Here is a 22238-nt window from a genome sequence, read left to right as displayed (position 1 = left end):
ATTTTCCGTCACATGGCGTTTCCCGTGGCGGACACACACTCCGGCGCGCGCCTGTTGCCCGCGGCGGCGCGAGGCCCCCCTTTCGGTCCGCAGCAGCCCTTCGGGACGAACCTTTCTCCCATTTTCCGACCCGGCCAGACAGGTCGTATGGTCCTACAATGCATTGATACTGCATCGATCATTGTTTTCTGGCTGGAATGCAAAGGTAAGCGGCCTTGCCCCGGCTGCCCGCGACGGTGAAGCCTGTTCGGCGACACCCGGCAGCTCAGGAAGTCGAGACCTCCGTGATGCGATCCGCTCCCGGCCCACGATCCGATGCCGGGCACGACTCACCCGTGACCGTGGCAGTCTCAGGAGTCGAGTTCGGCTGGGGAAGTTCGGGAAAGCTGAGTGCCGTGCTGGCCGCTCTGCGGCAACGGACGTCCGCTCCCCTGCGGTTCGTCGGCCTCGCCTCGGGGATCGGGCGCACGGTGCTCGCCGGGCACGCGGTCGAGCGCTGGTACGACCTGCCGGCATCTCCCGGTGAAGTCCCGCGGGCCGTCCGGGACATCGTCCGCTCGCAAGGGGTGCGGGCCGCGGTGGTCGTTCTCGACGGGGACGTCGCGAAGGCTCTGGAATCGGCCGGGATCCCCACCGTCTTCGTCGACAGCCTGCCCTTCCTGTGGACCGGCGCCGACCGTGCCGCCCTGCCGCTGGAGGTCAGCGTCTACTGCGCCCAACGCTGCGTGGACCTTCCGGACGAGTCCCGGAAGGTACTGGAGGACGTACAGACACTGCGCTGGGTGGAAGCGGTCATCGACGACGGCGCGGCCGCAGCCCGGCGCCCGGCCGGGGAAGGTGTTCCCTATCGCAGGGCCCTGGTCAGCCTGGGTGGTCTGCGCGCGCCGCGGCTCGCGGACTGGACGGTCTACCCGCGCGTCGTCCTCCCCGCGGCGCTGGCGGCTCTCGCCTCGTACGGAGTGCGCGAGGCGCACGTGGCGGGCAACCTGCCCGCGGGCCCGGTGGCGCAGCTCGTGGCCGAACGGCCCGTACCACTGCGGGTCACGGCAGGGCCGCTGGTCCACGGCGAGTTTCTCGGCATGCTGGCCGACTGCGACGTCCTCGTCGCCTCTCCGGGGCTCACCACTTTGCTGGAGGCGGGCGGCATGGGGGTTCCCACGGTCTGCCTGCCGCCCCAGAACCTCAGCCAGATCTTCAACGGCCGCTTCCACAGCCGGGCCGTCGGTGCCCCCGTCCGCGTCACCTGGCCCGCCGACGTCTTCCGCGAGGACCAGGTCCTGGCCATGCGCGCGCTGGGCGGCGAGGACAGCGCGCTGGAACTGATCTACGGCGGAATCGCCCGGTCCGCCGGGGAAGCGCGCGGACCGCGGACGTCCGCCGCCCTCGGCAGCCGTCTCCTGGCCGCCCTGCGGCGGTCCGAGGCGGGCGCCGACTGGGGTGCGCTCACGTCCGCCGTCGGCACGGGCGGCGCGGCCCAGGTGGCCGGTGAGCTGCTCGGCATACTCCGGCGGGCGTCCCTGCCTGCCTGACCCCCGCCCCCGCACTTCACGCCCGCGACTCGTACCGCCCCTGCCCGTGAACGGCCCGGAGGGTTCGTCCCGCATGCACGAACGCGCTCGTTATCTGTTCATCCGGATCCTGGAAGCCTGCAACGCCGACTGCTTCATGTGCGAGTTCGCGCTCTCCCGCGACGCCTTCCGCTTCTCCGTGGAGGACTTCGCCGATCTGCTGCCCAAGGCGTGGGAAGCCGGGGTGGGGTACGTGCGCTTCACCGGCGGGGAGCCCCTCATGCACCAGGAGGTCGTCGAACTGGTACGGGCCGGCGCCGCGGCCGGGATGAAGATGTCCCTCATCACCAACGGGGCGATGCTGCCGAAGATGGCTGAGCGTCTGGCCGGGGCGGGGCTCGCCCAGGTGATCGTGAGCCTGGACGGCGCGTCGGGTGCGACCCATGACGTCTACCGGCGCTCCCCCGGCATGTTCGACAGAGGGCTGCGCGGGCTGCGCATCGCCGCCGGGCTCGGTGTCCTGCCCAGGGTCAACACCGTGGTGGGGCCCCACAATTACACCGAGATGCCGCGGCTGCAGGAGGTGCTGACCGAAGCGGGCGTCCGGCAGTGGGAGCTGTCCGCGCTGAAGCTGGACCGGTCGATCACCTATCCCGACCCCGGCCATGTGCGGGCGGTGTGCGACGCGGTCTACGACGCCGACCCCGGGAAACTGCTGGTTCCCATGGGCAAGCGGTTCTACGGGGACACACCCGAGGAGCAGGAGCGCTACTTCGTCCACTCGATGACCCCGCGCGCGTCCCGCCCGCTGTGCCATGTCGTGGACGACGTCATCTACGTCGACGGCAAGTACGGGCGGATGTACGCGTGCAGTTGCCTGCCGCACCGCGAGGGCGACGGCGGACCGGGCGGTGCCCCGCTGCGTGAGGGCGGGACGATCCGGCTGGACACCCCGGCGTTCCGCGAGCACGCCGTCCTCTTCCGCGAACGCGGTCCTGAGATGTGCAGTGGCTGTTCCACGACGGCCGCCGGGTACAGCGACGACGTCGCCCGGCTCGGATCGGCGGCGCCGTGGCAGTACTGACCCCCAAAGAGGGAGCCCGCGCCCTCCCGTCCGCCGCCCCGCGCCGCCGGGTGCTGCTGATCTCGCGCGACGACGAACTGGACTCCCTGCTGGTCCGCCGACGCATCGCCGCCCACCTGGGCGACCTGTCCACGGCGGGCATGTGCGCGGACGCAGGTCCACCGGACGTCGCCCTGGTCTGCGACGACACGGCGGCCGCCGACCGGCTGCTGGAGAAGGGCGTCGCGGTGGTTCAACTGCGTTCGGGGCAGGGGCATCCGGGCGCGGAGGGCCCTCGCCCGCCGGAGCACTCCGCGTTCCGCGCGCACCGGGAGATCCGTGTGCACCGGCCGGGCTGGCTGCCCGGTCCCTGGCCGCAGGACGACGGCCGGCCCACGGGGGCGGTCGCCCCGGTGCGGTCGGCGCGGAACCGGGTCCGCTCGGGCACCCTGCTGCTGATGTCCCTGTGGGGAGTGCCGGACGAGCAGACGGCCGCCTTCACCGCCGGACCGCTGCAAGCACTGGTGCGGGAGGCGGTCCGCCGTACGGGGCACTGCACCGTGGTGTGCGACACCCGGCTCACCATGGTCCGCCGTGCGCTCGACGGCCGCCACGACGATGCCGTACGAGCGGTACGAGCCGCCGAGGCGGACGTGGACGCGCTGCACGCCTCGTCCGAAGCCTTCCTGTCCTCCCCCACGCTGACCGCCCTGACGCTCGCTCACGCCCGCCGCTCGCCCCTCGCCCTCCTCCCGCCGCTCGGGGACGCCCAGCGGGACCTGGCCGGGCGCGTCGCCCGCGTGGTTCCCCTGCCGTCGGCGGACGGCCCCGGTGCCTGGGCGGCGCACGTCGGCGACGGGCCGTGGGCCGCACTCGATCCGGCCCTGGACGATCTGCGGGGCGCCCAGCGCGTCGCCCGCACCCTGCGACAGCTCTCGCTCGCCCCGCGGTGAGCGCCCCGCCCCGGTGCCCGACGGCACCACCGGGCACCTTCGACCCTGGAGCCGCCATGTCCGGGACGCCCGAGACGACAACCGACCCCACCGGCTTCCGCCCCCGGGTGCCGGCCGCGCAGTGGGACGACTGGCACTGGCACATGCGCAAGCGCATCACCACCGCGCACAAGGCCCGGCAGTGGATCCGGCTCAGCCCGGAAGAGGAGAAGGCCATCGCCGGGACGGCCGGGAAGTACCGGTGGAGCATCACCCCGTACTACGCCTCCCTCATGGACCCCGACGACCCCGCCTGCCCCGTCCGCCTGCAGGCCGTCCCCGCACCCGGCGAACTGGCCGAGTTCCACGGCGCCGAGACCGACCCGGTCGGCGACACCTACTACCGCCGCACCAACCGAGTGGTGCACAAGTATCCGGACCGGGTCATCCTGCTGGTCACCGAGGCGTGCCCGGTCTACTGCCGGCACTGCACCCGCAAGTTCCACACCACCGACGTCGACGGGACCTACTTCCGGGACGACGAAGGCGGCTCGTACGACGAGGACTTGCGCTACATCGCCGACCACCCCGAGATCCGGGACGTGCTGCTCACCGGCGGCGACCCGCTGTCGTACCGGGACGGCAAACTGGAGGAGATCGTCTCGGCCCTGCGGGCGATTCCCAGCGTGGAGATCATCCGTATCGGCAGCCGGTTCCCTGTGCTGCTGCCGCAGCGCATCACCGACGAACTGTGCGCCATGCTCGAGCAGTACCACCCGGTGTGGCTGAACACGCACTTCAACCATCCCAAGGAGATCACACCGGAGGCCGCCGCGGCGATCGACCGCCTGCTGCGGCACGGCATCCCGGTGGGCAACCAGACCGTGCTGCTGCGCGGGATCAACGACGACGTCGCCACCATGCGCAGGCTCATGACCGAGCTGCTGCGCATCCGCGTGCGCCCCTACTACCTCTACCACTGCGACAACGTCACCGGTGTCTCGCACTTCATGACCTCCGTCGAGAAGGGCTGGGAGATCATGGAGGGCCTCCAGGGCCACATCACCGGCTTCGGCGTACCCCAGTACGTCCTGACCACGAAGCTCGGCAAGATCCCCGTCGCCCGGCCGTACTTCACCCGCACCACCGAAGGTCTGCTGCTCCGCAACCACCAGGGCCGGGAGATGACCGTCGACCCCGCGGTGTACCCGATCACGGAGACCGATGCGCCATGACCCTTCGCAACAGGCTCGGACAGCGCTTCCTGCCCTACGGGGCCAACTACCTCGACTGGCACGACATGCACGAGCTGCGCGAGGCGATCGGGCACGGCGTGCTCTTCCGCTACCAGACGGAGGACGAGAGCCTCGCCTCCCGGCTGGAGCGCCACGTCGCCGAACGTCTGGGCGCCGCCCACGTCCTGGCCGTGCACAACTGCACGGAGGCCCTGCGCCTCGCCCTGATCTCCAGCCGCCCGCGCACCGGAGCCCTCGTCCACATCCCGGCCGTCACCTTCGTGGCCGTCGCGGGCGCGGTCCTCTCCAGCGGGCTGATCCCGGTGCTCGTCGACGTCGACGAATCCCTCGCCCTGGACGCCACGCTGCTGCCCCCGGACACCGAGCGGGTGATCGTCGCGCACATGGAAGGCGCGGCGGCCCCGGTCCCGGAGGGGATTCCGTACGTCGTCGAGGACTGCGCCCAGGCGCTCGGCGCGCGCCTCCCCGACGGCCGTCACGTGGGCACCGCCGGCTACGCGGGAACGTTCAGTTTCCACCACAACAAGGTGCTCACCTCCGGCGAGGGCGGGCTGCTCGTCACCGGCGACCCCGCCGCGTGGGCGACCATGCGCGGCTACCACGACCACGGCTCGGCAAGGGTCCCCGGCCGCTACCCGACCTGGAACCCGGACGCCCACTACGGGGAGAACCTCGTCACCAGCGAGGGCGTGGCGGCTGTTCAGCTCCAGCAGTTCCGCCACCTCGACGAACTCCTCGACGGCCTGGAGCGCCACCACGATCTCGCCATGGGCGCCCTGCCCGCCCGCACGGACCTGCAGGTCCTGCCGCGCGCCGCGGGGGACGTGAAGATCAGCCTGCGGTTCCGGTGCGAGAGCCGCGAACTGCGCGACGCCGCAGTGACAGCGCTCACCGCACACGGCATCGCCAACTGGACCCTCGGCAAATACTTGTTGCCGGAACACCCCGTACTCACCGGACGACGGTCCCTCTACGCCGACGGCTTCCCCTGGAGCCTCGCCCCCGACGGGCCCCTGGCGCTCAGCCGCGACGGCTTCGCCCGCACCCGCGACCTGCTGGACCGCACCCTGTGCGTACCGCTGTCGCCCGAACTGTCCGAGCAGGACCGCATCCTCGCCGTCAAGACCCTGCGCCAGGTCCTGGAGACCGTATGAGCGCTTCCATGAGCGCCTCCATGAGCGACGACGGGCCCGTCCTGCTGATGGCGGACGACCGTGCCTGCACCTTCACCCGGTACGCGGCCGAGGCCCTGGCCGTCCGGCTCGTCCTGCTGCGCTTCGCCGAGCTCCGCCGGGACCTGTCGGACGACTACCTGCGCGCGACCGCGCACCTGCCCGCGTTCTGGGTGCGCGAGGGCGTGCCGCTGGAGGACGAGGCCGCACGCTATCGCACATGGGCGGACGGGCTTCCCGAGCGGCCCGGCCGCTTCTGCAACCCCTCCGAACCCCGGCAGGCCGTCGCCCAGCGGTTCGCCCGGCTGGCCGGCCTGCCGCACCTGACGGAGCAACAGGTGCGGTGGGTACGGGACAAGGCCGCCATGAAGGACCGCTTCCGGGAGCTCGGGCTGCGGACCGCGCGGTACGCCCGGGTCGCGGACGCGGGGGACGTAGAACGGTTCGCCGCCCTGTGCGGCTGGCCGCTGGTGCTCAAGCCCGTCGACTCGTTCGCCTGCGTGGACACCTTCCGGCTGACCGGGCCCGGATCCCTGACAGAGGTCGATTTCGGGGCGCGGGAGTGGATGGTGGAGGAGCATCTGGGCGGCACCGAATGGGAGGTGTGCGGGCTCGTCCACGCCGGAGAGGTCCTGGACGCCTGGCCCAGCGCGATGCCGTGCCGCCCGCTGGACATCGTCGACGGCGCGATGAACGCCAACATCAGCGTCGCGACCGGTGAGGGCCCTCCCGCGGACCTGCGGGCTCTGCTCCAGTGCATCACCACCGGCATGGGCATCGACCACGGCTATCTCCACATGGAGTTCTTCGAGACCGGCGGGGAGATCCGGGCGGGCGAGATCGGCGTGCGGCCGGCGGGCTGCGAGATCACGGCCAACCACGGACACGCCTACGGATTCGACGTCTTCGGCGCGACGCTCGACGTCTACCTCGGCCGTCGCCCCGCGCTCCGCTACGGCACGCGCCGCTGCGTGGGCGACCTGCTGCTGCCCCTGCCGGGGTCGGGTGTCGTCCGCCGCATCACCCCTCGTGAGGAACTGCTGCGTATCCCCGGGGTCATCGACGCCGTTCTCAAGGTGGAAGCGGGCGATCCGGTCACGGCGCGCCGCGCCTCCCACAACGCCTCGGGGTACGTCCACGTGGCGGGAGCGACGATCCACGAGGTGGAGAGCCGTATGCGGGAAGTTCTCGACACGTTCACGATCGAAGTGGCCCCCGAGGCGGGTACGGATACGGACCGGCAGACACGGGGGGCCGGCACCGTGCACCACTGACCCGCCGCATCCGGGGATGCCCCGGTCCCGTCCGCCGCCGGCCACCGAACGGAGACCCAGACCGTGACGAACGGGCTGCCCAGCCGCTTCCTCTCCCTCCTCACGCGCCGTCATGTGGCCGGACCTGCCTGGTGGAGCGTGACCGCCCGGCTGCCCGTGTACCTGATGTCGCTGGCGATGGTGCTGGCGGTCCACGAGCAGGGCGGCGGATACGCGCGAGCCGGGCTGGTGGCCGCCCTGTACACCGCAGGCATGGCGCTGGGCGGGCCGCTCGTCGCCCGGTGCGTCGACCGCGCGGGGCAGCGTCCGGTGCTCCTCGCCACCGGTCTGCTCCACCCGTCCGCGCTCGCGGCGCTGGTGTGGGCGACCGGCCCGCGGAGCTGGGCACAGCCGGCCGTGGCCCTCGCCGCCGGGACCGTCCTGCCGCCGGCCAACGCGTGCATGCGGTCGCTGTGGGCGCGCCTGCCGCTCTCCGACGAGGAGCGCGAGACCGCCTACCTGTGGGAGGCCCTGCTCACCGAAGTGCTGGTGATCGGAGCTCCGTTGATGCTGGCCGGCCTGATGCTCTCCGGATCCGCCGGGCGCGCGCTGACGACGGTGGCCCTCGTCGGCGGCGTCGGTGCGCTGGGGCTGGCGCTCACCCCGTTGCCCCCTGGGACGCAGGACGTCCGCGAGGAGAGGGGCCCGGACGGGAACGGCGCGGGTCCGTCCGGTCTGCTGGGACCGCTCAGGGCCCCGGCGATGCTGGCGCTCGCCACGGTCATGGCCGTGTGCGCCATGCCCATCGGTCTGATGACGCTGGCCATCCCGGCCTTCGTCGACGAGCACGGGACGGTCGGCAGCACCGGCGTGGTCTACGCCTGTTGGGGCGTGGGCAGCGCTGCCGGAGCGCTGTGGCTGGGGCGGTCGCAGTCCGAGGTGGCGGCACACCGGCGCTTCCCGTGGCTGGTGCTCGCCTTCGCCGCGGGGACGGCGCTGCCTCTGTTCGCCTCCTCGCCGCTCACTCTCGCAGTGGCCTTGGCGGTGGGCAGTGCACCCATCGCCCTGGTGTCGGCAACCGAGATGAAACTCGTGAGCATGGTCGCGGACACCCGTCTGCTGACGGAGGCATTCACCTGGGCGTCCCTGGCGACCGTCGTCGGCGATGCCGTGGGCCAGCAGGTCGGCGGGCTGCTGATGGATCCCGTCGGCCCGCGCGGGGTGTTCGCCGTGGCATCGATGACGGCCCTGGCGGCGGCCGCCGTGGCCTTCGCCTGCCGCGGCCTGCTGGACGGCGGCCCGGCCGCGACGGCCGGGTGCGCGGCATGACCGGGGCTGGCGAGGGGGCCAAGGCCGGGGCCGGGGAGGGTCGTTCCCCGCCCTTCCACCCGCTGCCCCGGTTCACTCCTCCCTGCAACCGGGCTCACCGGTCAGTGCCGAATGCCGCCACCGTCACCGCCACCAGCGCCGCCGGAACTCCAGGTCGGCGCACGAACACGAGGTACCCCTCCATGAATCCTGCCGTCACCGGACAGCAGTACGGACAGCCATCCGCCGTGGCGGACACCGCCCCGTTCCGGCCCGTCGCCCTCGACGCGTTCCCCGCCGCAGTCGAGGAGTTCCTGGCGGACCCCGGGACGGCGCCCGTTCCCGTACCGGTCGAAGGCCGCACGGACCTGCTGCCCGCACTCACCGCCGCGAACAAGCTGTACAACACCACCCGCACCCCCCAGCCGCTGGACGTGGGCGTCGTCCTGGGCGCCGACGAGCTGCCCGACGGCGTGGCGCTCCTCGCCCGGCCACTGGCCCGCCGGTGGGTGACGGAGGAGAAGCTCGGCGACGGCACGGGATTCCACCACCGGCACCCCGGCACGCTGCTGATCGTCGGCAGCTACGACCGGCTCAACCTCTCCCCGGTGCGGGCCCTGCTCCTGGCGGGCCACCGGGGCAGAGAGCGGGCGTTGACGCTGCTGAGCGGGCGCGACGGCATCTCGGTCGCCTGGCACGTGGCCAAGCAGTACGCATGCCCGGACGCGGATGTCGAGGCACTCGGCCTGTTCACCGACACGGACCGGCCGCCGCATCTGCCGGGGATGCGCGTCTTCGACGACCGCGACTTCGAACGGGCCGACATCCAGGCCGAGATCCTCGGGACGCGGTGGCGCAGCGTGGTGTTCCAGGGCCACGGCAAGGACGACAGCGTCAATCTCGGCGAGTTCACCATCTGCGGCCTCAATCCGGCCGTGCCCGCCGTACCGGGGCTGCTCGGCCCGCGCTGCGCCTACGGGCTGCCGTGCTACAAACCCGAGGACAAGCTGGTCCCCCTCCACCGGGTCGAGGCCGTCGAGGTGGTACTGAGCGCCTGCAACAGCGGGCCGCTCGCCGACCTGGCGCTCTACGACCCCAAGTACCAGCTGCTCCTCAACGCCCTCGACGGCCCCGCCCGTACCGTCGTCTCCGCCGTCTCCGTCCACGACTCCGACCGGCCGGAGAACGTCGCCTGGATGCGGGCCGCGCTCACCGGCGCGGACTCCGTTGACACCCTCAACGCCAGCCTGACGGGCTCCCACCCGTATCCGGCGTTCATGCGCTTCGGCATGCCGGGCGACCCCGACCGCACCCCCGCGGCGCCGGGCCCGTCCGACCACCGGCCCGATCCCCTGGTCCTCACCACGGGCCGTCGGCTCACCGCCCTGCTCGCCTCCGGCCTGCTGCCGGAACGGCACCCGCTGCGCGCCCGGCTGACCAAGCTCGCGCGCAAGGTCGACCTGTGGGTGGCCCGCCCCACCCACCAGGCCGATCAGTCACCCGACGAGATCACCTCCTCGCTCGCGGCGGACCTGCAGTCCCTCGACCACGCGATCGCCGAACAGGTCTCCCGCCACCCTGAAGACGAGATCATGAACTATCCGGCGCACTTCGGCGACCGCAGCTCCCTCGACCCGCGCGTCGGCCAGGTCACCTGCCACTGCGGCCGGCCGGCCCAGGAGTTCACCCGCCGCGGACTGCTGCCGCACGTCCTGGACACCACCTGCGCGGTCTGCATGCGCTGCGGGGACGTCACCTTCCGCGTCCCGGACGCGCCGGAGCTGCTCGCGTTCGCCGCCGACGAGGTCGAGCAGGGCGGCGTGCTGGAGGTGCGCGCCTCGCTCACGGCGTCCCGGACCGGGCCCGTGCGGCTCGGCCTGTTCGTACCGACCTACCTGCGCGAGGACACCGTCGCCGAACCCGCCACGGTCAAGGTCAAGGGGACGGGCAGGCAACCCCAGGACGTGCACTTCCGGGTGCGGTTCGCAGCCGCCACCGCGCCGCAGGCGTACTACTTCACGGTCTTCGCCGTACAGGACCTGGCCGTCTCCACCGCCAGGCGCCACTTCGGGGTCGTACCGCGTCGCACATGACACGGCCCCGGCACCACCGCCCCAGCTGCTCACCCGACGGACGGAAGGACGGTTGCCATGAAGAACCAGACCGAGCCCGCGATCGAACTCATCGAGCACGACGGCGAAGTGACCCTGAGCATCGGCGGCGAACAGGCCATGCAGGCATGGGAGCGCGACCTGATGTGGGCCAGCGCCGACATGCTGTGCGAGCACGGCCACGACTTCTACGAAGTGGGCCTCGGCCTGGGCCTGTCGGCCCTGCGCATCGCCCGCAACCCCGCCACCCGCAGCCACCGCGTCCTCGAGCTCTTCGACGAGGTCGAAGGCCTCTTCCGCGCCCGCCATCCCGAGGTGCCGGACAACCTCACCATCGAGCGCGGCGACTTCTTCCAGCGCATCTTCGAACTGCCATCCGAGAGCTACGACGGCATCTTCTTCGACCCCGCCCTCGACATGCACATCTGGACGGACAAAGACCTCTGGGCCAGGACCATGCCCGAAGTCGTACGAGTGCTGCGGCCCGGAGGAGTTTTCATCCCCTTCTTCAGCACCAAGCCCGAACTCCGGTGGCAGTACGTGACGCACTTCCGCACGATCCGCGTCGAACGCCATCCTTACGTGGCCTACGACACCACCGAGTACACCCACGGCACCAGCGGTGACGCCTACATCCAGTGCTTCCGCAAGGACTGACCGTGCCGATTCCTCAGGTACGGTCCTGCTGGGCGGAGGCCGACTGCTGACGTAGATCACCCGGGCCGTACTGGAAGCAGGCCCTAATCTCGTCCTCAAAGGGCTGACGCCAGTACCCGGAGGGCAGCACCGTGGCCTCGATGCCGCAGAAGATCACCACTTTCCTGATGTTCGAGGGCAGGGCGGAGGAGGCGCTGACCTTCTACACGTCGTTGTTCGAGGATGCCGAGGTCGTCGACATCTCCCGCTACGGAGCCGACGGCCCCGGCGAAGCGGGCACCGTCCAGCGCGCCACGTTCGCACTCGCCGGACAGCGGTTCATGTGCATCGACAGCTATGTCAAGCACGATTTCAGGTTCACCCCGGCGGTGTCCCTGTTCGTCGAGTGCGACACCGAGGCCGAGCTCGACCGTCTCTACGGCGCCCTCGCCGAACAGGGCACGGAGCTCATGCCGCTGGGCTCGTACGGCTTCAGCGCCAAGTTCGGCTGGGTGAACGACCGCTTCGGCGTCTCCTGGCAGCTCAACCTGCCCGAGTGACGGTGGCCCGGTAATGAATTCATGATCAACAATCACATCGTCAAGCGACCATGCTGGAATAACACGACCTTTTGACCACTACTTGGCCATCACCCAAGGTCGGCCTGGCTAAGGTATGCCTTCGCTAACCAGAGTGGACCGGCTCCGGGCCGGGAAGGACAGGTATGTGGGACGACGCGTTTCCCAGCTTCTTGATAGGTCTCAGAGAAGGGCTTGAGGCCGGGCTCATCGTCTCCGTTCTCGTCGCCACCCTGGTGCGCGCGGGAGCGAAGTCCCGGTTGCCGCAGGTGTGGACGGGTGTGCTGGCCGCGATAGCGCTGTCCCTGAGTTTCGGGGCGGTGCTCACGTTCACCGCGGCCACGCTCTCCGCGACCGCGCAGGAAGCCTTCGGCGGCAGCCTCAGTGTCGTCGCCGTCGCCTTCGTCACCGCGATGGTCTTCTGGATGCGGCGCTCGGCCCGCAACCTCTCCGGGGAGATCCGGGAGAAGGTCACCGGCGCGCTCGCCATGGGTTCCGGGATGCTGATCGTCACCTCGTTCCTCGCGGTGGGCCGCGAGGGGCTGGAGACGGCGCTGTTCCTGTGGACGACGGCGCGGGCCGCCGGGGAGTCGGCGGGCCCGATGATCGGTGCCGGTGTCGGGCTCGTGATCGCGGCGGCCCTCTGCTGGGGGCTCTACCGCCGCGTACTGAAGATCAACCTGACGAAGTTCTTCACCGCCACCGGCATCGTCCTCGTCGTCATCGCCGCGGGCGTGCTCGGCTACGGCCTGCGCGATCTACAGGAGGGCGGGGTGCTGCCCGGCAAGGCCGCCTTCGCGTTCGACGTGAGCCAGAACATCGACGCCGGCTCCTGGTACAGCACGCTCGTGCAGGGCGTGTTCAACCTGACCCCGGCCATGACGTGGCTGCAGGTGGTCGCCTACGTGGCCTATCTGGCCGTGGTGCTGTCCCTCTTCGTGCGAGGCGTACGGGGCGTACGGGGCGTACGGGGCGTGCAGCCCAAGCCCGCGGCCAAGGCGGCCGTGGCGGAAGGCGAGACCGAGCAGGGCGAGTCCCCCCAGGACAAGGCCCCGCGCCGCCGCCCCGCGTGGGTGGTGCCCACGGCCGTCGTCGCCGTGCCCGCCGTGGTCGCCGGTGCCGTCGTCGCCTTCAGCGGTTCGAAGCCTTCCGACGGGCAGACCATCGCGGTCTCCGAGAAGGAGTGCGGCAAGGGCTTCTCCGCGCCGGAGCCCGGCCGTCAGACGTTCCGTATGCACAACACCGGCGACAAGGCCTCCGAGGTCTACCTCGTCGACCCGGCCTCCAACGCCGTCTACGGCGAGATAGAGGGCCTGGCCCCCGGCACCACCCGCGACCTGGTGGCCACCGTCGGCGGCGGCCAGTACGCCTGGCGCTGCGTCCCCACCGGCGGCAAGGCCGTCACCTCCGCGCCGGTCCGGGTCAGCGGCGGCGGCAACGCCAAGGCCGTCGTGCCCGTCTCCGAGGCGGACCTGGAAGCCCCGCTGCGCTCCTACAAGGAGTACGTCGGCAAGGGCCTGACCACGCTGACCGAGCAGACCGACAGGCTCAACGCCGACGTCCAGGGCGGCGACCTCGACGCCGCCCGTACGGACTGGCTCACCGCCCACCGCACCTATTCCTCCCTCGGCGCGGCCTACGGCACCTTCCAGGACTTCGACAAGAAGATCAACGGGCGTACCGCCGGGCTCCCGGACGGGGTGCGGGACAAGGACTTCACGGGTTTCCACCGTGTCGAGTACGGCCTGTGGCACGGGCAGTCCGCCGACGAGCTGCGCGCACCGGCGCAGCAGCTGACCGAGGACGCCAAGGGGCTGCAGAAGGCGTTCCCCAGCCAGGACTTCGACCCCGCCGACCTGCCGCTGCGTACGCACGAGATCCTTGAGAACACCCTCCAGTTCGAGCTCACCGGGGCCGCCGACCAGGGCAGTGGCTCCACTCTGGCCACCGCGGACGCCAATCTCGCGGGCACCCGTGAGCTCCTCGACGTCCTGCACCCCCTGCTCGTCCGGCGCGACCCGAAGCTGGTCGACACGGTGAACGACGACGTCGCCCGGGTGCAGAAGCTCCTCGACAACGCGCACCACGACAGCCGGTGGACGCCGGTCGACCGGCTCGACGCGAACGGCCGGGCCCGGCTCAACGGGGCCACGGGGCAACTGCTGGAAGACCTGGCCCCGATCCCCGACCTCCTCGAGATCCGTAAGTCCGCCTGACCCGCGCTTCGCAGTTGCACGTCCCCGAAAGGAACCACGACATGACCGCCGACTCCGCACGCCCACAGGACGGCTTCGCCGCCAGCCGCCGGGGCTTCGTCAGGACGGCGCTGGGCGCGGGCGCGGCCGGAGCCGCCTTGGCGGGCGGCGGCTTCGCGCTCGGCCAGGCCGGTGCCGGGCAGGCGCACGCCGCCGGGAACGAGGACGGAGAAGGCCGGAAGGTCGACTTCCACGGAGTGCACCAGGCGGGCGTCACCACCCCGCAGCCCGCCGCCGCGAGCTTCGTGTCCTTCAACCTCATAGCCGACAACCGCAAGGACCTCGCGGATCTCTTCCGGACCATCACCGATCGGGCCCGCCTGCTGACCGCGGGCGGTACCCCGGCCGACCTGGGCGTCGGCGCACCGCCCTCGGACAGCGGGATCCTCGGTCCGACGGTCCCCGCGGACGACCTCACCGTCACCCTCGGCGTCGGCGCCTCACTCTTCGACGACCGGTACGGGCTCGCCCGTTCCAAGCCGCGCAAGCTCACCCCGATGCGTACCTTCCCCAATGACGACCTGCAGGCCGCCGAGTGCCACGGCGACCTCTCGTTGCAGATCTGCGGGGCCCGGCAGGATGTCGTCCTGCACGCCCTGCGCGACATCGCCCGCCACACGCGTGGCGCGATGCAGATCAAGTGGCGCATCGACGGGTTCCAGAACGCGCCGCGTCCTACGGGCGCGCAGCGCAATCTGCTCGGGTTCAAGGACGGCATCGTCAACCCGGACACGGAGTCCGCGCGGGAGATGAAGCGTCTGGTGTGGGTGACGGACCAGCTGGGCGAGCCGGCCTGGACGGTCGGCGGCAGCTATCAGGTGATCCGCATCATCCGCATGCTCGTCGAATTCTGGGACCGGGTCTCGCTCACCGAGCAGGAGAAGATGTTCGGCCGCCGCAAGGACACCGGTGCGCCGCTCGACGGGGCGAAGGAGACCGACAGCCCCAATTACGCGAAGGACCCCAAGGGCGAGGCCATTCCGCTCACCGCCCATATCCGCATGGCCAATCCCCGTACGGCCAAGACGGACGACTCCCGCATTCTGCGGCGCGGTTACAACTACGACCGCGGTATCGACCAGGTCGGCAATCTCGATATGGGGTTGGTGTTCTGCTGTTACCAGCAGGATGTGCAGCGGCAGTTCGAGGCCAACCAGGAACGGCTGAAGGACGAGCCTCTCGTCGACTACATCTCGCCGACCGGGGGCGGCTACTTCTTCGCCCTGCCCGGGGTCAGGGATACGAAGGACTGGCTGGGCAGAACGCTTCTGGAAGGCTGAGCCGGTCCTGGGCTCTCCTTCAGCCTTCGTGGACGGGCGCGTCGGGTTCGGGGAGCGGGGTGCCGGTCTCCAGCAGGGTTTTGAGGCTGGAGAGGAGCAGGGGCCAGGTGCCGCTGCACATGCCGATCATGACACCGTCCGGGTCGAAGCCGTCGTGGACCACGGTCAGCCGTGTCATGCCGCCGGTCGGCTCGATGTCGAAGGCGACCTGGGTGCGGGGCTCCGTGGCGAGTTCGGCGCGCAGGTTCTCGCTGACGCCGAGGGCCTTGGCCCACTCCGGGGTGAAGGTGTGCCAGGTGTAGGCGAGGCGCCGGTGCGGGGTGCTGTCGAGGACGACCTGTTCCGGGTCGGCCGAGCGGCCGCCGCGCTCGTCCCACAGCATTTCCGAGCCCGGCTTCCAGTCGGTCTCGAAGCGCATGCCCCAGTACTGGACGGTGAGTTCGGGGTCGGTCAGGCCCTGCCAGACGTGCTCGGGCGTGGTGTTGATGTAGGTGGTGTAGGTGATGGTGCCGTTCTTCATGGGAGTGACTCCGATGTTGTGATGGGTGCCGGTCGGGATCCGGGGTCGAATGGAGCTCTCCGTCTCCCCCTGTGACTCATTCGGTATGGCCCCGCCCCTCAGCGGCGCGCTTGATGTTCGCCAGCCGCCGGTCCCAGTCGGAGGCGAGCGCGGCCATCCACCGTGCGGTCGCGTCGAGTGACGCGGGCCGCACCGCGTACCGCACCTCACGTCCGGCCTTTCTGCCGGAAACCAGTCCGGCGGCGTCCAGGACGGCGAGGTGTTTGACGACCGCCTGCCGTGAGACGGGGAGTTCTTCGGCGAGCGTGGTCGCGGTGGCCTCGCCTTGTGCGGCGAGCAGATCCAGCAGCTGACGTCGCGTCGGGTCGGCCAGTGCGGCGAAGACGCTGTTGACCGCCTCTGTGGCGTCGCGGCCCTCGTCCGTCATACGGAAGGCTGTTCGGCGCGCGCCTTGAGGGCGTCGAGTTCCTGGGGCCAGCCGCCGGTGTTGTCCCGCACCGCCTTGCTGCGCAGTTCCTCGGATCCGGCCAGCGATGCGAAGCCGCTCTCGACGACACGGAGCCTCGTCTTGTCGCCTTCTGAGGTCAGCGTGAACTCCACGAGGGTGCTGTTGTCCTCGCGCAGCTCCTGCCCGGGGAAGGCGCTGGCCCAGCGGTACGCCAGGTACGTCGGTGGCTGGACCTTCTCCACGCGTACGGGGAAGTCGCCGTACTCGGGGTTCCTGGCCACCATCGACTCGCCTTCCCTGGCCACACTGCCGGGCAGGCTTGCCTTGTCGGCCACCCAGAACCCGGGTTCGGCCACGAGCGACCAGACCCGCTCCAGGGGTGCCGCAATCAGCGTTTCGCGTTCGATCCGGTCTGCGGTCATGACGCGCCTCCTTCATTGCCGAGCATCGATTGCAACTTCAGGGTTGCACGTCGATTCCGGAAGTGCAACCACAGGGTTGCACTCAGGCACCCCGACCGGGCCAATTAGTGAATAGAGGCCCCATTTATGCGCACACCCATCCACGCACTAAGGTAAGGCTTACCTTTGCAAGTGATCGGAGTCGTTGTGCGTGTGTCGGGGTTGAAGGCCGTACTGGCCGTGTCCGTCGTCGGTGGTCTGCTGGCCGGATGTTCGTCAGGGTCGGAGGCCGACAGCACTTCGCCGAAGAAGGAGCGCACCACCGGCGGCTCCAGGAACCACGTGGCGGGCGCGACCGAAGGGCCGTCCGCCGCGCCGAGCACCCTCGCCGAGGGGATGGGGGCCGGCGCCGCGAAGGACGGACAGTTCTCCCGCACGGTCGGCCACTACAAGGGCAAGACGAAGATCGACGCCGCGCCCGCGCGCATCGCCGTGCTGAGCACCGGACAGCTGGACGACCTCCTGTCCCTGGGGCTCGTCCCCACCGCCTCCACCCGGGCCCAGAACGCCGGGCTCGTGCCCGACTATCTGCGCGACGCCTTCCCGCAGTACAAGCAGCAGCTCGCCGAGATGACCGACGTCGGCACGCGGACCGCGCCCAACCTGGAGTCCCTGTCCGCCGCGAAGCCGGATCTGATCCTGGCCAACGACTCGCTCGGCGAGCTGTACCCGAAGCTGGCGAAGATCGCGCCCACCGTGGTGACGAAGGGCCAGGGCATCAACTGGAAGCGGGACCTGCTCCTCGTCGGCGCCGCCGTCGGCAAGGGCGAGCAGGCGCAGAAGCTCCTCGACGACCTCACCGGCGACGCCGCGGCGCGCGGCAAGAAGATCAAGGAAGCCAAGGGAGCGGACACGACGGTGTCCATGGTGCGCTTCACACCCGACCGCACGCGGATGTTCGGTGTGTCCTCGTTCACCGGGTCCATCGCCGCCGACATGGGACTCGCGCGCCCCAAGTCTCAGCAGTTCAAGGCGATCTCGCAGGACATCGGGGCGGAGAGCATCGACGGCGCCGACGGGGACTGGATCTTCTACTCGGTGCAGGGCAAGGAGGCGAAGACCGATGCCGGGAAGGTGGTCACCGGGCCGCTGTGGCAGTCGATGAAGGCGGTCAGCTCCGGGCACGCCGTGCGGGTCGACGACGACCCGTGGTACCTCAACGCCGGCCCGGCCGCGGCGCGCCTGGTCATCGGTGAACTGGCCGAGAACCTCGGCAAGTGAACTTCCGAACCTCCCCAACAGCCAAGCCGACGGCGGCTCCTCCACCCCGGCGTACGGCCGCCTCACACGTCGGCTGGATCGTCGTCGCCCTCGCCCTCACCGCGGTGGCAATCGCGCTCAGCCTCACCGTCGGCACCCGCCCCGTCCCGCTCTCCGCCGTCCTCGACGCCCTGCTGCACGGCGGGAGTTCGACGGACCCGAACGTGATGGTGGTGCGGTCGCTGCGCGTACCGCGCACGGAAACCGGCCTCGCGGCGGGCGCCGCGCTCGGCGTCGCCGGGGCGGCCCTGCAGGCCGTGAGCCGCAACCCGCTCGCCGATCCGGGGATTCTCGGGCTCAGCCAGGGTGCGGCGGCCGGGGTGGTGCTCGCCATCGCCTTCGGCCTGGCGAGCAGCTTCGACGGCTATGTCTGGTACGCCTTCGCCGGGGCCTGTGTCGCCGCGTGCGTCGTCTACGCGATCGCCTCGCGCGGGCGGGGCGGTGCCACGCCCGTCAAGCTGGCGCTCGCCGGAACGGCGTTCGCGGCGATGACGACCGGGGCCACCACCGTCGTCCTGACATCGAGTTCCTCGGCTCTCGACCAGTTCCGGTTCTGGCAGGCGGGCTCACTGAGCGGGCGCGACGCGCAGACCGTCGTACGGATGCTGCCGTTCCTGATCGGGGGCGCGCTCCTGGTCCTGGCCTGCGCGCGCAGCCTCGACGCGCTCGCCCTCGGCGACGACACGGCCCGCGCACTCGGCCACCGCGTCCACCTCGTACGGGGTTGTACGGCGCTGGGCTCGACCGTGCTCACGGCCGCGGCGGTCTCCGCCGCCGGACCAATCGCGTTCATCGGCCTCGCAGCCCCGCACCTGGCCCGGCGCCTGGTAGGCGGCGCCCATCGCCGGCTGCTTCCCCTCTCCGCCCTGCTCGGCGCGGCCGTGCTGCTCGCCGCGGACGTGGCGGGCCGGGTGGTCCGGGCTCCGGCGGAGGTCCCGGCCGGGGTGATGACGGCGCTCGTCGGGGCGCCCGTACTGATCGTTCTCATACGCCGCAAGGGGATGCCGGCATGACCGCCACGACGGCCTACCCTCGCTCGGCGGGGCTCACCACCCTGCGCCTCCGGCTCGCCCGACGCCCCGTCTCCCTCCTGCTGCACCGGCGTTCGGCCATCGTTTCCTGCGTGCTTCTTGCCGTGCTCGCGGCTCTCATGCTCGCTTCCGCGTGCCTCGGGCAGACCGTCGTGACGCCGTACGACGTCTGGCATGTGCTGCGCGGCGGCGCCGGCCCGTACGCGCTCGTCGTCGGTGAGCTGCGCGTGCCGCGCATCGTGCTCGGGGCACTGGTGGGCGCCGCGCTCGGGGCCGCCGGGGCGCTCGTGCAGAGCGTGACCCGCAATCCGCTCGCCAGTCCTGATGTGATCGGCGTCGGGCATGGCGCGGCGGCCGCGACCGTACTGGCCCTGGCCACCGGGACGGTCGCCTCGCCGGGTGCGCTGCCGGCGGTGTCGGTGGTGGGCGGGCTGGCCGCCGCGAGTCTGGTGTACGCGCTGGCCTGGCGGCGCGGCATGCAGCCGAGCCGGTTCGTGCTGGCCGGGGTGGGAATCGGTGTCGCGCTCTCCGCTGTCGTCCACCTCTACCTCACCGATTCCGAGCTGGACGCCGCCGAGCAGCTCAAGCTGTGGCTGACGGGAAGCCTCAACGGACGGGGCTGGGCCCAGGCGGGGCCACTCGGCTGCGTCCTGCTGCTCTGCCTGCCCGCACTGTTCTGGGCGAGCCGCGCACTCCGCCCGCTCGGCCTCGACCCGGACACCGCCGCCGCGCTCGGCGTCCGCGTCCGACGAACTCAGCTGGGCCTGACCGTACTCGGCGTGGTCCTCGCGGCGAGCGCCACCGGCGCCGCGGGCCCGATCGGCTTCGTCGCGCTCACCAGCCCCCAACTGGCCAAGCGCGTCGCACGCACGCCACAGCTGCCGCTGCTGTGCTCCGCGTTGACGGGATCGGTCATCGTGGTTGCCGCCGACCTCGCGGCCCGCACGCTGCTCACACCACTGGAGATCCCGGTCGGGGCCCTGACCGCGCTGGTCGGCGGGCCGTATCTGCTCTGGCTGCTCGGACGGTCGGGCTCCGGGCGCTGACCGGGAGTTTGCCATGGCCTTCACGGAACCGTGGTCGGAGCACACGGTTCCGTGAGGCCGCAGGTCGGCAAGAGTGATGCAAGATCGTTTATTCTCACTGGCTATCCGGGCCTCCGCACTGGCGACGGAGGCTCAGCCCGCCCCTGAGGAGCCACCTTGTTCGACCTCATCGTCATCATCCGGGTCTCCGAGAGCCCTGATATCGCCCTGGTTGCCGACGCATTGGCCCGGATGCGCCCTTTGTGTCTGGCAGAGGACGGCTGCGTCAGCTGGGAGGCCTATCAGTCACACGAGGAACCAGGCCGATTCGTCCTCGTCGAGCACTGGTCCAGCCGCGCCCACTGGGAGGCTCACGACGCCGGCGACGCCATCCAGAAGATCTACATCCCGGAGATCATGCCGCGCATCGAGCGTGAAGTACATCCCAGCGCGCGCCTTCGTAGCGCGCACGACGGGGTAGCCGGGTGAGCCTCCCGACTGCCGGTCACAGCCGTTTCACACAGCACCATCACGGCTGAGGTCGACCCGAGGGAACTCCACCGGCTCCGGCGGCCGTCCGGCCTGCACCATCCAGGCCCGGCCGGTTTCGCCGCCCGCCACGATCGCCTCGACCGCCTCGGCGACCTGCGCGGGATCGGCGACGGCGAGGCCGCGCCCGACGATCGCGTCGCGCACGCTCGCGATCATCGGGGTGTCGACGAAGCCCGGGCACACGGCATTGATCGTGACACCGGACTCCGTCCAGGCGAGGGCGAGCGAGCGGACCAGGCCGATGACGGCGTGCTTGCTCGCCGAGTAGACCGGGTCGAACGGGGCCGGTGCCAGTCCGGCGAGGCTGGAGGTCACCACGATCGCGCCCCTGCCCGCCGGGGCCAGCACCGGCAGCGCCGCGCGGATGCCGAACATGGTGCCGTCGATGTTGACGGCCAGGGTCTGCCGGTAGCGCTGGAGGTCGAAGTCCTCGCCTGCCCCGCCCGCGCCGCCGACCCCGGCGTTGAGGTGCACCACGTCCAGGCCGCCGAACGCCGTCACGGCAGCCCGGACGGCGGCCTGGTTGTCCTGTTCGCGGGTGACGTCGGTGGGTACGAACAGCCCGCCGGTCACCTCGGCGACGGCCGCGCCGGCACGCTCGTCCACATCCGCGATCACCACGCGCGCACCGGCCCGGGCGAACCGCCTGACCACCGCCGCGCCGATGCCGCTTGCCCCACCGGTCACCAACACCACGTTCGTCATGCGCCGAACCTCTGCCCCGACTCGGCCTCCACCCTGGCCCGTACACTCCGGCGACGCAGGTAGGCCCGGCTGCCCACCTCGAGAGTCACATACAGCACCGCGTACTGCAGTCCGTTGACGAGCGGCACCCGGTCCACCGGAAGTGCGTACGCCAGCACGACCCGGACCCCGGCGTCCAGCACGAGCCCGACGCCCCAGATCGCGGTCGCCACCCGCATGACGTGCCGGTAGGTCGGCGAGATCTGCCAGTTGGCCGCTGCGCGTTCACGCGCGGCACCGGTCATGAAGGACAGCACGCACTGCTGGATGAACGGCGTCCGCAGGAGTGTCGCGAGGATCCAGGCCCCGGCGACCCCGGTCATCCAGCCGTCCCTGGCCAGCAGGAACCTCGGGCTGCCGGTCAGGAAGGACACGGCGACGGACAGCAGGAGGAAGGTCAGCGTGAACAGCGCGAGCGCGTCCACCTTCCGCTGCCCGACCACTGTGCGCACCGCCCGGACGCCCGGCGGGATCACTCCCAGCATCAGCGCCAGCCACTGATCGACTCCCACCGCGCGCAGGCCGTAGAACAGGGCGAGCGGTGCGGCGACGTTGACGGCGAGATTGATGGCGGCGTCGCGTCGCGGGTTGACCGGCTTGCTGCTCGTGGGTGGGTCTTCCACCACTGCGTGTGTGCTCGTCGGTGGGGTCATCGCTGTCACCTCGTCACTTCGAAAAGCCGTAAACGTCCCTTGCTGTTACCGAAGTTAGGAGCGTGCGAGGGCCGGAGGTATGCGTCTATGGCCCGACCCGGGGTGGTGCCAGCCCCACCCCGGACCGGTGGCCAAGGGCACTGCGCCGGTCCGCGCGATGGGCGAGACTGGAACTCCGGCGGGCAGAGAGGC

21 protein-coding genes are annotated in these 22238 nt (G+C 71.0%); 16 read left to right on the top strand and 5 right to left on the bottom strand.

Translation table 11 applies throughout. The features are described 5' to 3' along the window. The first annotated feature begins 335 nt into the window (after nt 1–335). From ABD269_RS10580 to efeB, 12 genes are all read left to right on the top strand, one after another. Nucleotides 336–1529: a hydroxymethylcytosylglucuronate/cytosylglucuronate synthase gene (locus tag ABD269_RS10580; RefSeq protein ID WP_344117531.1), complete on the top strand. Its 1194-nt coding sequence runs from the start codon at nt 336–338 to the stop codon at nt 1527–1529. Nucleotides 1530–1602: 73 nt separating this feature from the next. Continuing rightward, on the top strand, nt 1603–2592 hold the full coding sequence (gene blsE / locus ABD269_RS10575; RefSeq protein ID WP_344117530.1) for a cytosylglucuronate decarboxylase: 990 nt from the start codon (nt 1603–1605) through the stop codon (nt 2590–2592). Continuing rightward, nucleotides 2580–3524, top strand: coding sequence for a CGA synthase-related protein (blsF, locus tag ABD269_RS10570; protein WP_344117529.1), 945 nt, complete (start codon nt 2580–2582; stop codon nt 3522–3524). The genes blsE and blsF overlap by 13 nt, the downstream gene beginning before the upstream one ends. A 56-nt stretch (nt 3525–3580) precedes the next feature. Beyond that, complete coding sequence (blsG, locus tag ABD269_RS10565) at nt 3581–4738, top strand: arginine 2,3-aminomutase (RefSeq protein ID WP_344117528.1); 1158 nt, start codon at nt 3581–3583, stop codon at nt 4736–4738. Further along, nucleotides 4735–5913 (top strand): DegT/DnrJ/EryC1/StrS family aminotransferase, encoded by a 1179-nt coding sequence (locus tag ABD269_RS10560; RefSeq protein ID WP_344117527.1) that lies wholly within the window; start codon nt 4735–4737, stop codon nt 5911–5913. Before blsG ends, ABD269_RS10560 begins: the two co-directional genes overlap by 4 nt. Further along, a complete protein-coding gene (locus ABD269_RS10555) occupies nt 5910–7205 on the top strand; it encodes an ATP-grasp domain-containing protein (RefSeq protein ID WP_344117526.1) in 1296 nt (431 codons plus the stop codon). Before ABD269_RS10560 ends, ABD269_RS10555 begins: the two co-directional genes overlap by 4 nt. A 63-nt stretch (nt 7206–7268) precedes the next feature. Next, nucleotides 7269–8513, top strand: a complete 1245-nt coding sequence (locus tag ABD269_RS10550) for an MFS transporter (RefSeq protein WP_344117525.1) — start codon at nt 7269–7271, stop codon at nt 8511–8513. A gap of 182 nt (nt 8514–8695) precedes the next feature. Beyond that, on the top strand, nt 8696–10585 hold the full coding sequence (locus ABD269_RS10545) for a hypothetical protein (RefSeq protein ID WP_344117524.1): 1890 nt from the start codon (nt 8696–8698) through the stop codon (nt 10583–10585). Between the two features lie 57 nt (nt 10586–10642). Beyond that, a complete protein-coding gene (locus tag ABD269_RS10540; protein WP_344117523.1) occupies nt 10643–11260 on the top strand; it encodes a class I SAM-dependent methyltransferase in 618 nt (205 codons plus the stop codon). A gap of 140 nt (nt 11261–11400) precedes the next feature. Beyond that, nucleotides 11401–11799, top strand: coding sequence for a VOC family protein (locus ABD269_RS10535; protein ID WP_344117522.1), 399 nt, complete (start codon nt 11401–11403; stop codon nt 11797–11799). Nucleotides 11800–11963: 164 nt separating this feature from the next. Beyond that, the gene (gene efeU, locus ABD269_RS10530) at nt 11964–14033 is read left to right on the top strand and encodes an iron uptake transporter permease EfeU (protein WP_344117521.1); all 2070 of its coding nucleotides are present in this window, start codon (nt 11964–11966) and stop codon (nt 14031–14033) included. Nucleotides 14034–14074: 41 nt separating this feature from the next. Further along, nucleotides 14075–15352 (top strand): iron uptake transporter deferrochelatase/peroxidase subunit, encoded by a 1278-nt coding sequence (efeB, locus tag ABD269_RS10525; protein WP_344117520.1) that lies wholly within the window; start codon nt 14075–14077, stop codon nt 15350–15352. A gap of 19 nt (nt 15353–15371) precedes the next feature. Here efeB and ABD269_RS10520 read toward each other — a convergent pair whose 3' ends face one another. From ABD269_RS10520 to ABD269_RS10510, 3 genes are all read right to left on the bottom strand, one after another. Further along, on the bottom strand, nt 15372–15872 hold the full coding sequence (locus tag ABD269_RS10520) for an SRPBCC domain-containing protein (protein ID WP_344117519.1): 501 nt from the start codon (nt 15870–15872) through the stop codon (nt 15372–15374). Nucleotides 15873–15948: 76 nt separating this feature from the next. After that, nucleotides 15949–16299 (bottom strand): ArsR/SmtB family transcription factor, encoded by a 351-nt coding sequence (locus tag ABD269_RS10515; RefSeq protein ID WP_344117518.1) that lies wholly within the window; start codon nt 16297–16299, stop codon nt 15949–15951. After that, on the bottom strand, nt 16296–16742 hold the full coding sequence (locus tag ABD269_RS10510) for an SRPBCC domain-containing protein (RefSeq protein WP_344117517.1): 447 nt from the start codon (nt 16740–16742) through the stop codon (nt 16296–16298). Before ABD269_RS10510 ends, ABD269_RS10515 begins: the two co-directional genes overlap by 4 nt. A 171-nt stretch (nt 16743–16913) precedes the next feature. Here ABD269_RS10510 and ABD269_RS10505 point away from each other — a divergent pair, with 171 nt between their 5' ends. The 4 genes from ABD269_RS10505 (at nt 16914) to ABD269_RS10490 (ending at nt 20586) form a co-directional block, all read left to right on the top strand. After that, nucleotides 16914–18002, top strand: coding sequence for an iron-siderophore ABC transporter substrate-binding protein (locus ABD269_RS10505; RefSeq protein WP_344117516.1), 1089 nt, complete (start codon nt 16914–16916; stop codon nt 18000–18002). A gap of 77 nt (nt 18003–18079) precedes the next feature. Next, nucleotides 18080–19054: a FecCD family ABC transporter permease gene (locus ABD269_RS10500; RefSeq protein WP_344117867.1), complete on the top strand. Its 975-nt coding sequence runs from the start codon at nt 18080–18082 to the stop codon at nt 19052–19054. Next, nucleotides 19051–20118, top strand: a complete 1068-nt coding sequence (locus ABD269_RS10495) for a FecCD family ABC transporter permease (RefSeq protein WP_344117515.1) — start codon at nt 19051–19053, stop codon at nt 20116–20118. Before ABD269_RS10500 ends, ABD269_RS10495 begins: the two co-directional genes overlap by 4 nt. 156 nt (nt 20119–20274) lie before the next feature. Continuing rightward, a complete protein-coding gene (locus tag ABD269_RS10490) occupies nt 20275–20586 on the top strand; it encodes a putative quinol monooxygenase (RefSeq protein ID WP_344117513.1) in 312 nt (103 codons plus the stop codon). 27 nt (nt 20587–20613) lie between these two features. Here ABD269_RS10490 and ABD269_RS10485 read toward each other — a convergent pair whose 3' ends face one another. Beyond that, nucleotides 20614–21354, bottom strand: a complete 741-nt coding sequence (locus ABD269_RS10485; protein ID WP_344117512.1) for an SDR family NAD(P)-dependent oxidoreductase — start codon at nt 21352–21354, stop codon at nt 20614–20616. Next, nucleotides 21351–22016, bottom strand: a complete 666-nt coding sequence (locus tag ABD269_RS10480) for a VC0807 family protein (RefSeq protein ID WP_344117511.1) — start codon at nt 22014–22016, stop codon at nt 21351–21353. Before ABD269_RS10480 ends, ABD269_RS10485 begins: the two co-directional genes overlap by 4 nt. Nucleotides 22017–22238 lie beyond the last annotated feature (222 nt).

Source organism: Streptomyces blastmyceticus, assembly GCF_039521185.1.
In the GTDB taxonomy this organism is placed as follows: Bacteria; Actinomycetota; Actinomycetes; order Streptomycetales; family Streptomycetaceae; genus Streptomyces; species Streptomyces blastmyceticus.
The sequence above is the reverse complement of the archived record's forward strand: the minus strand, read 5'-3'. Positions and strand labels throughout refer to the sequence as shown.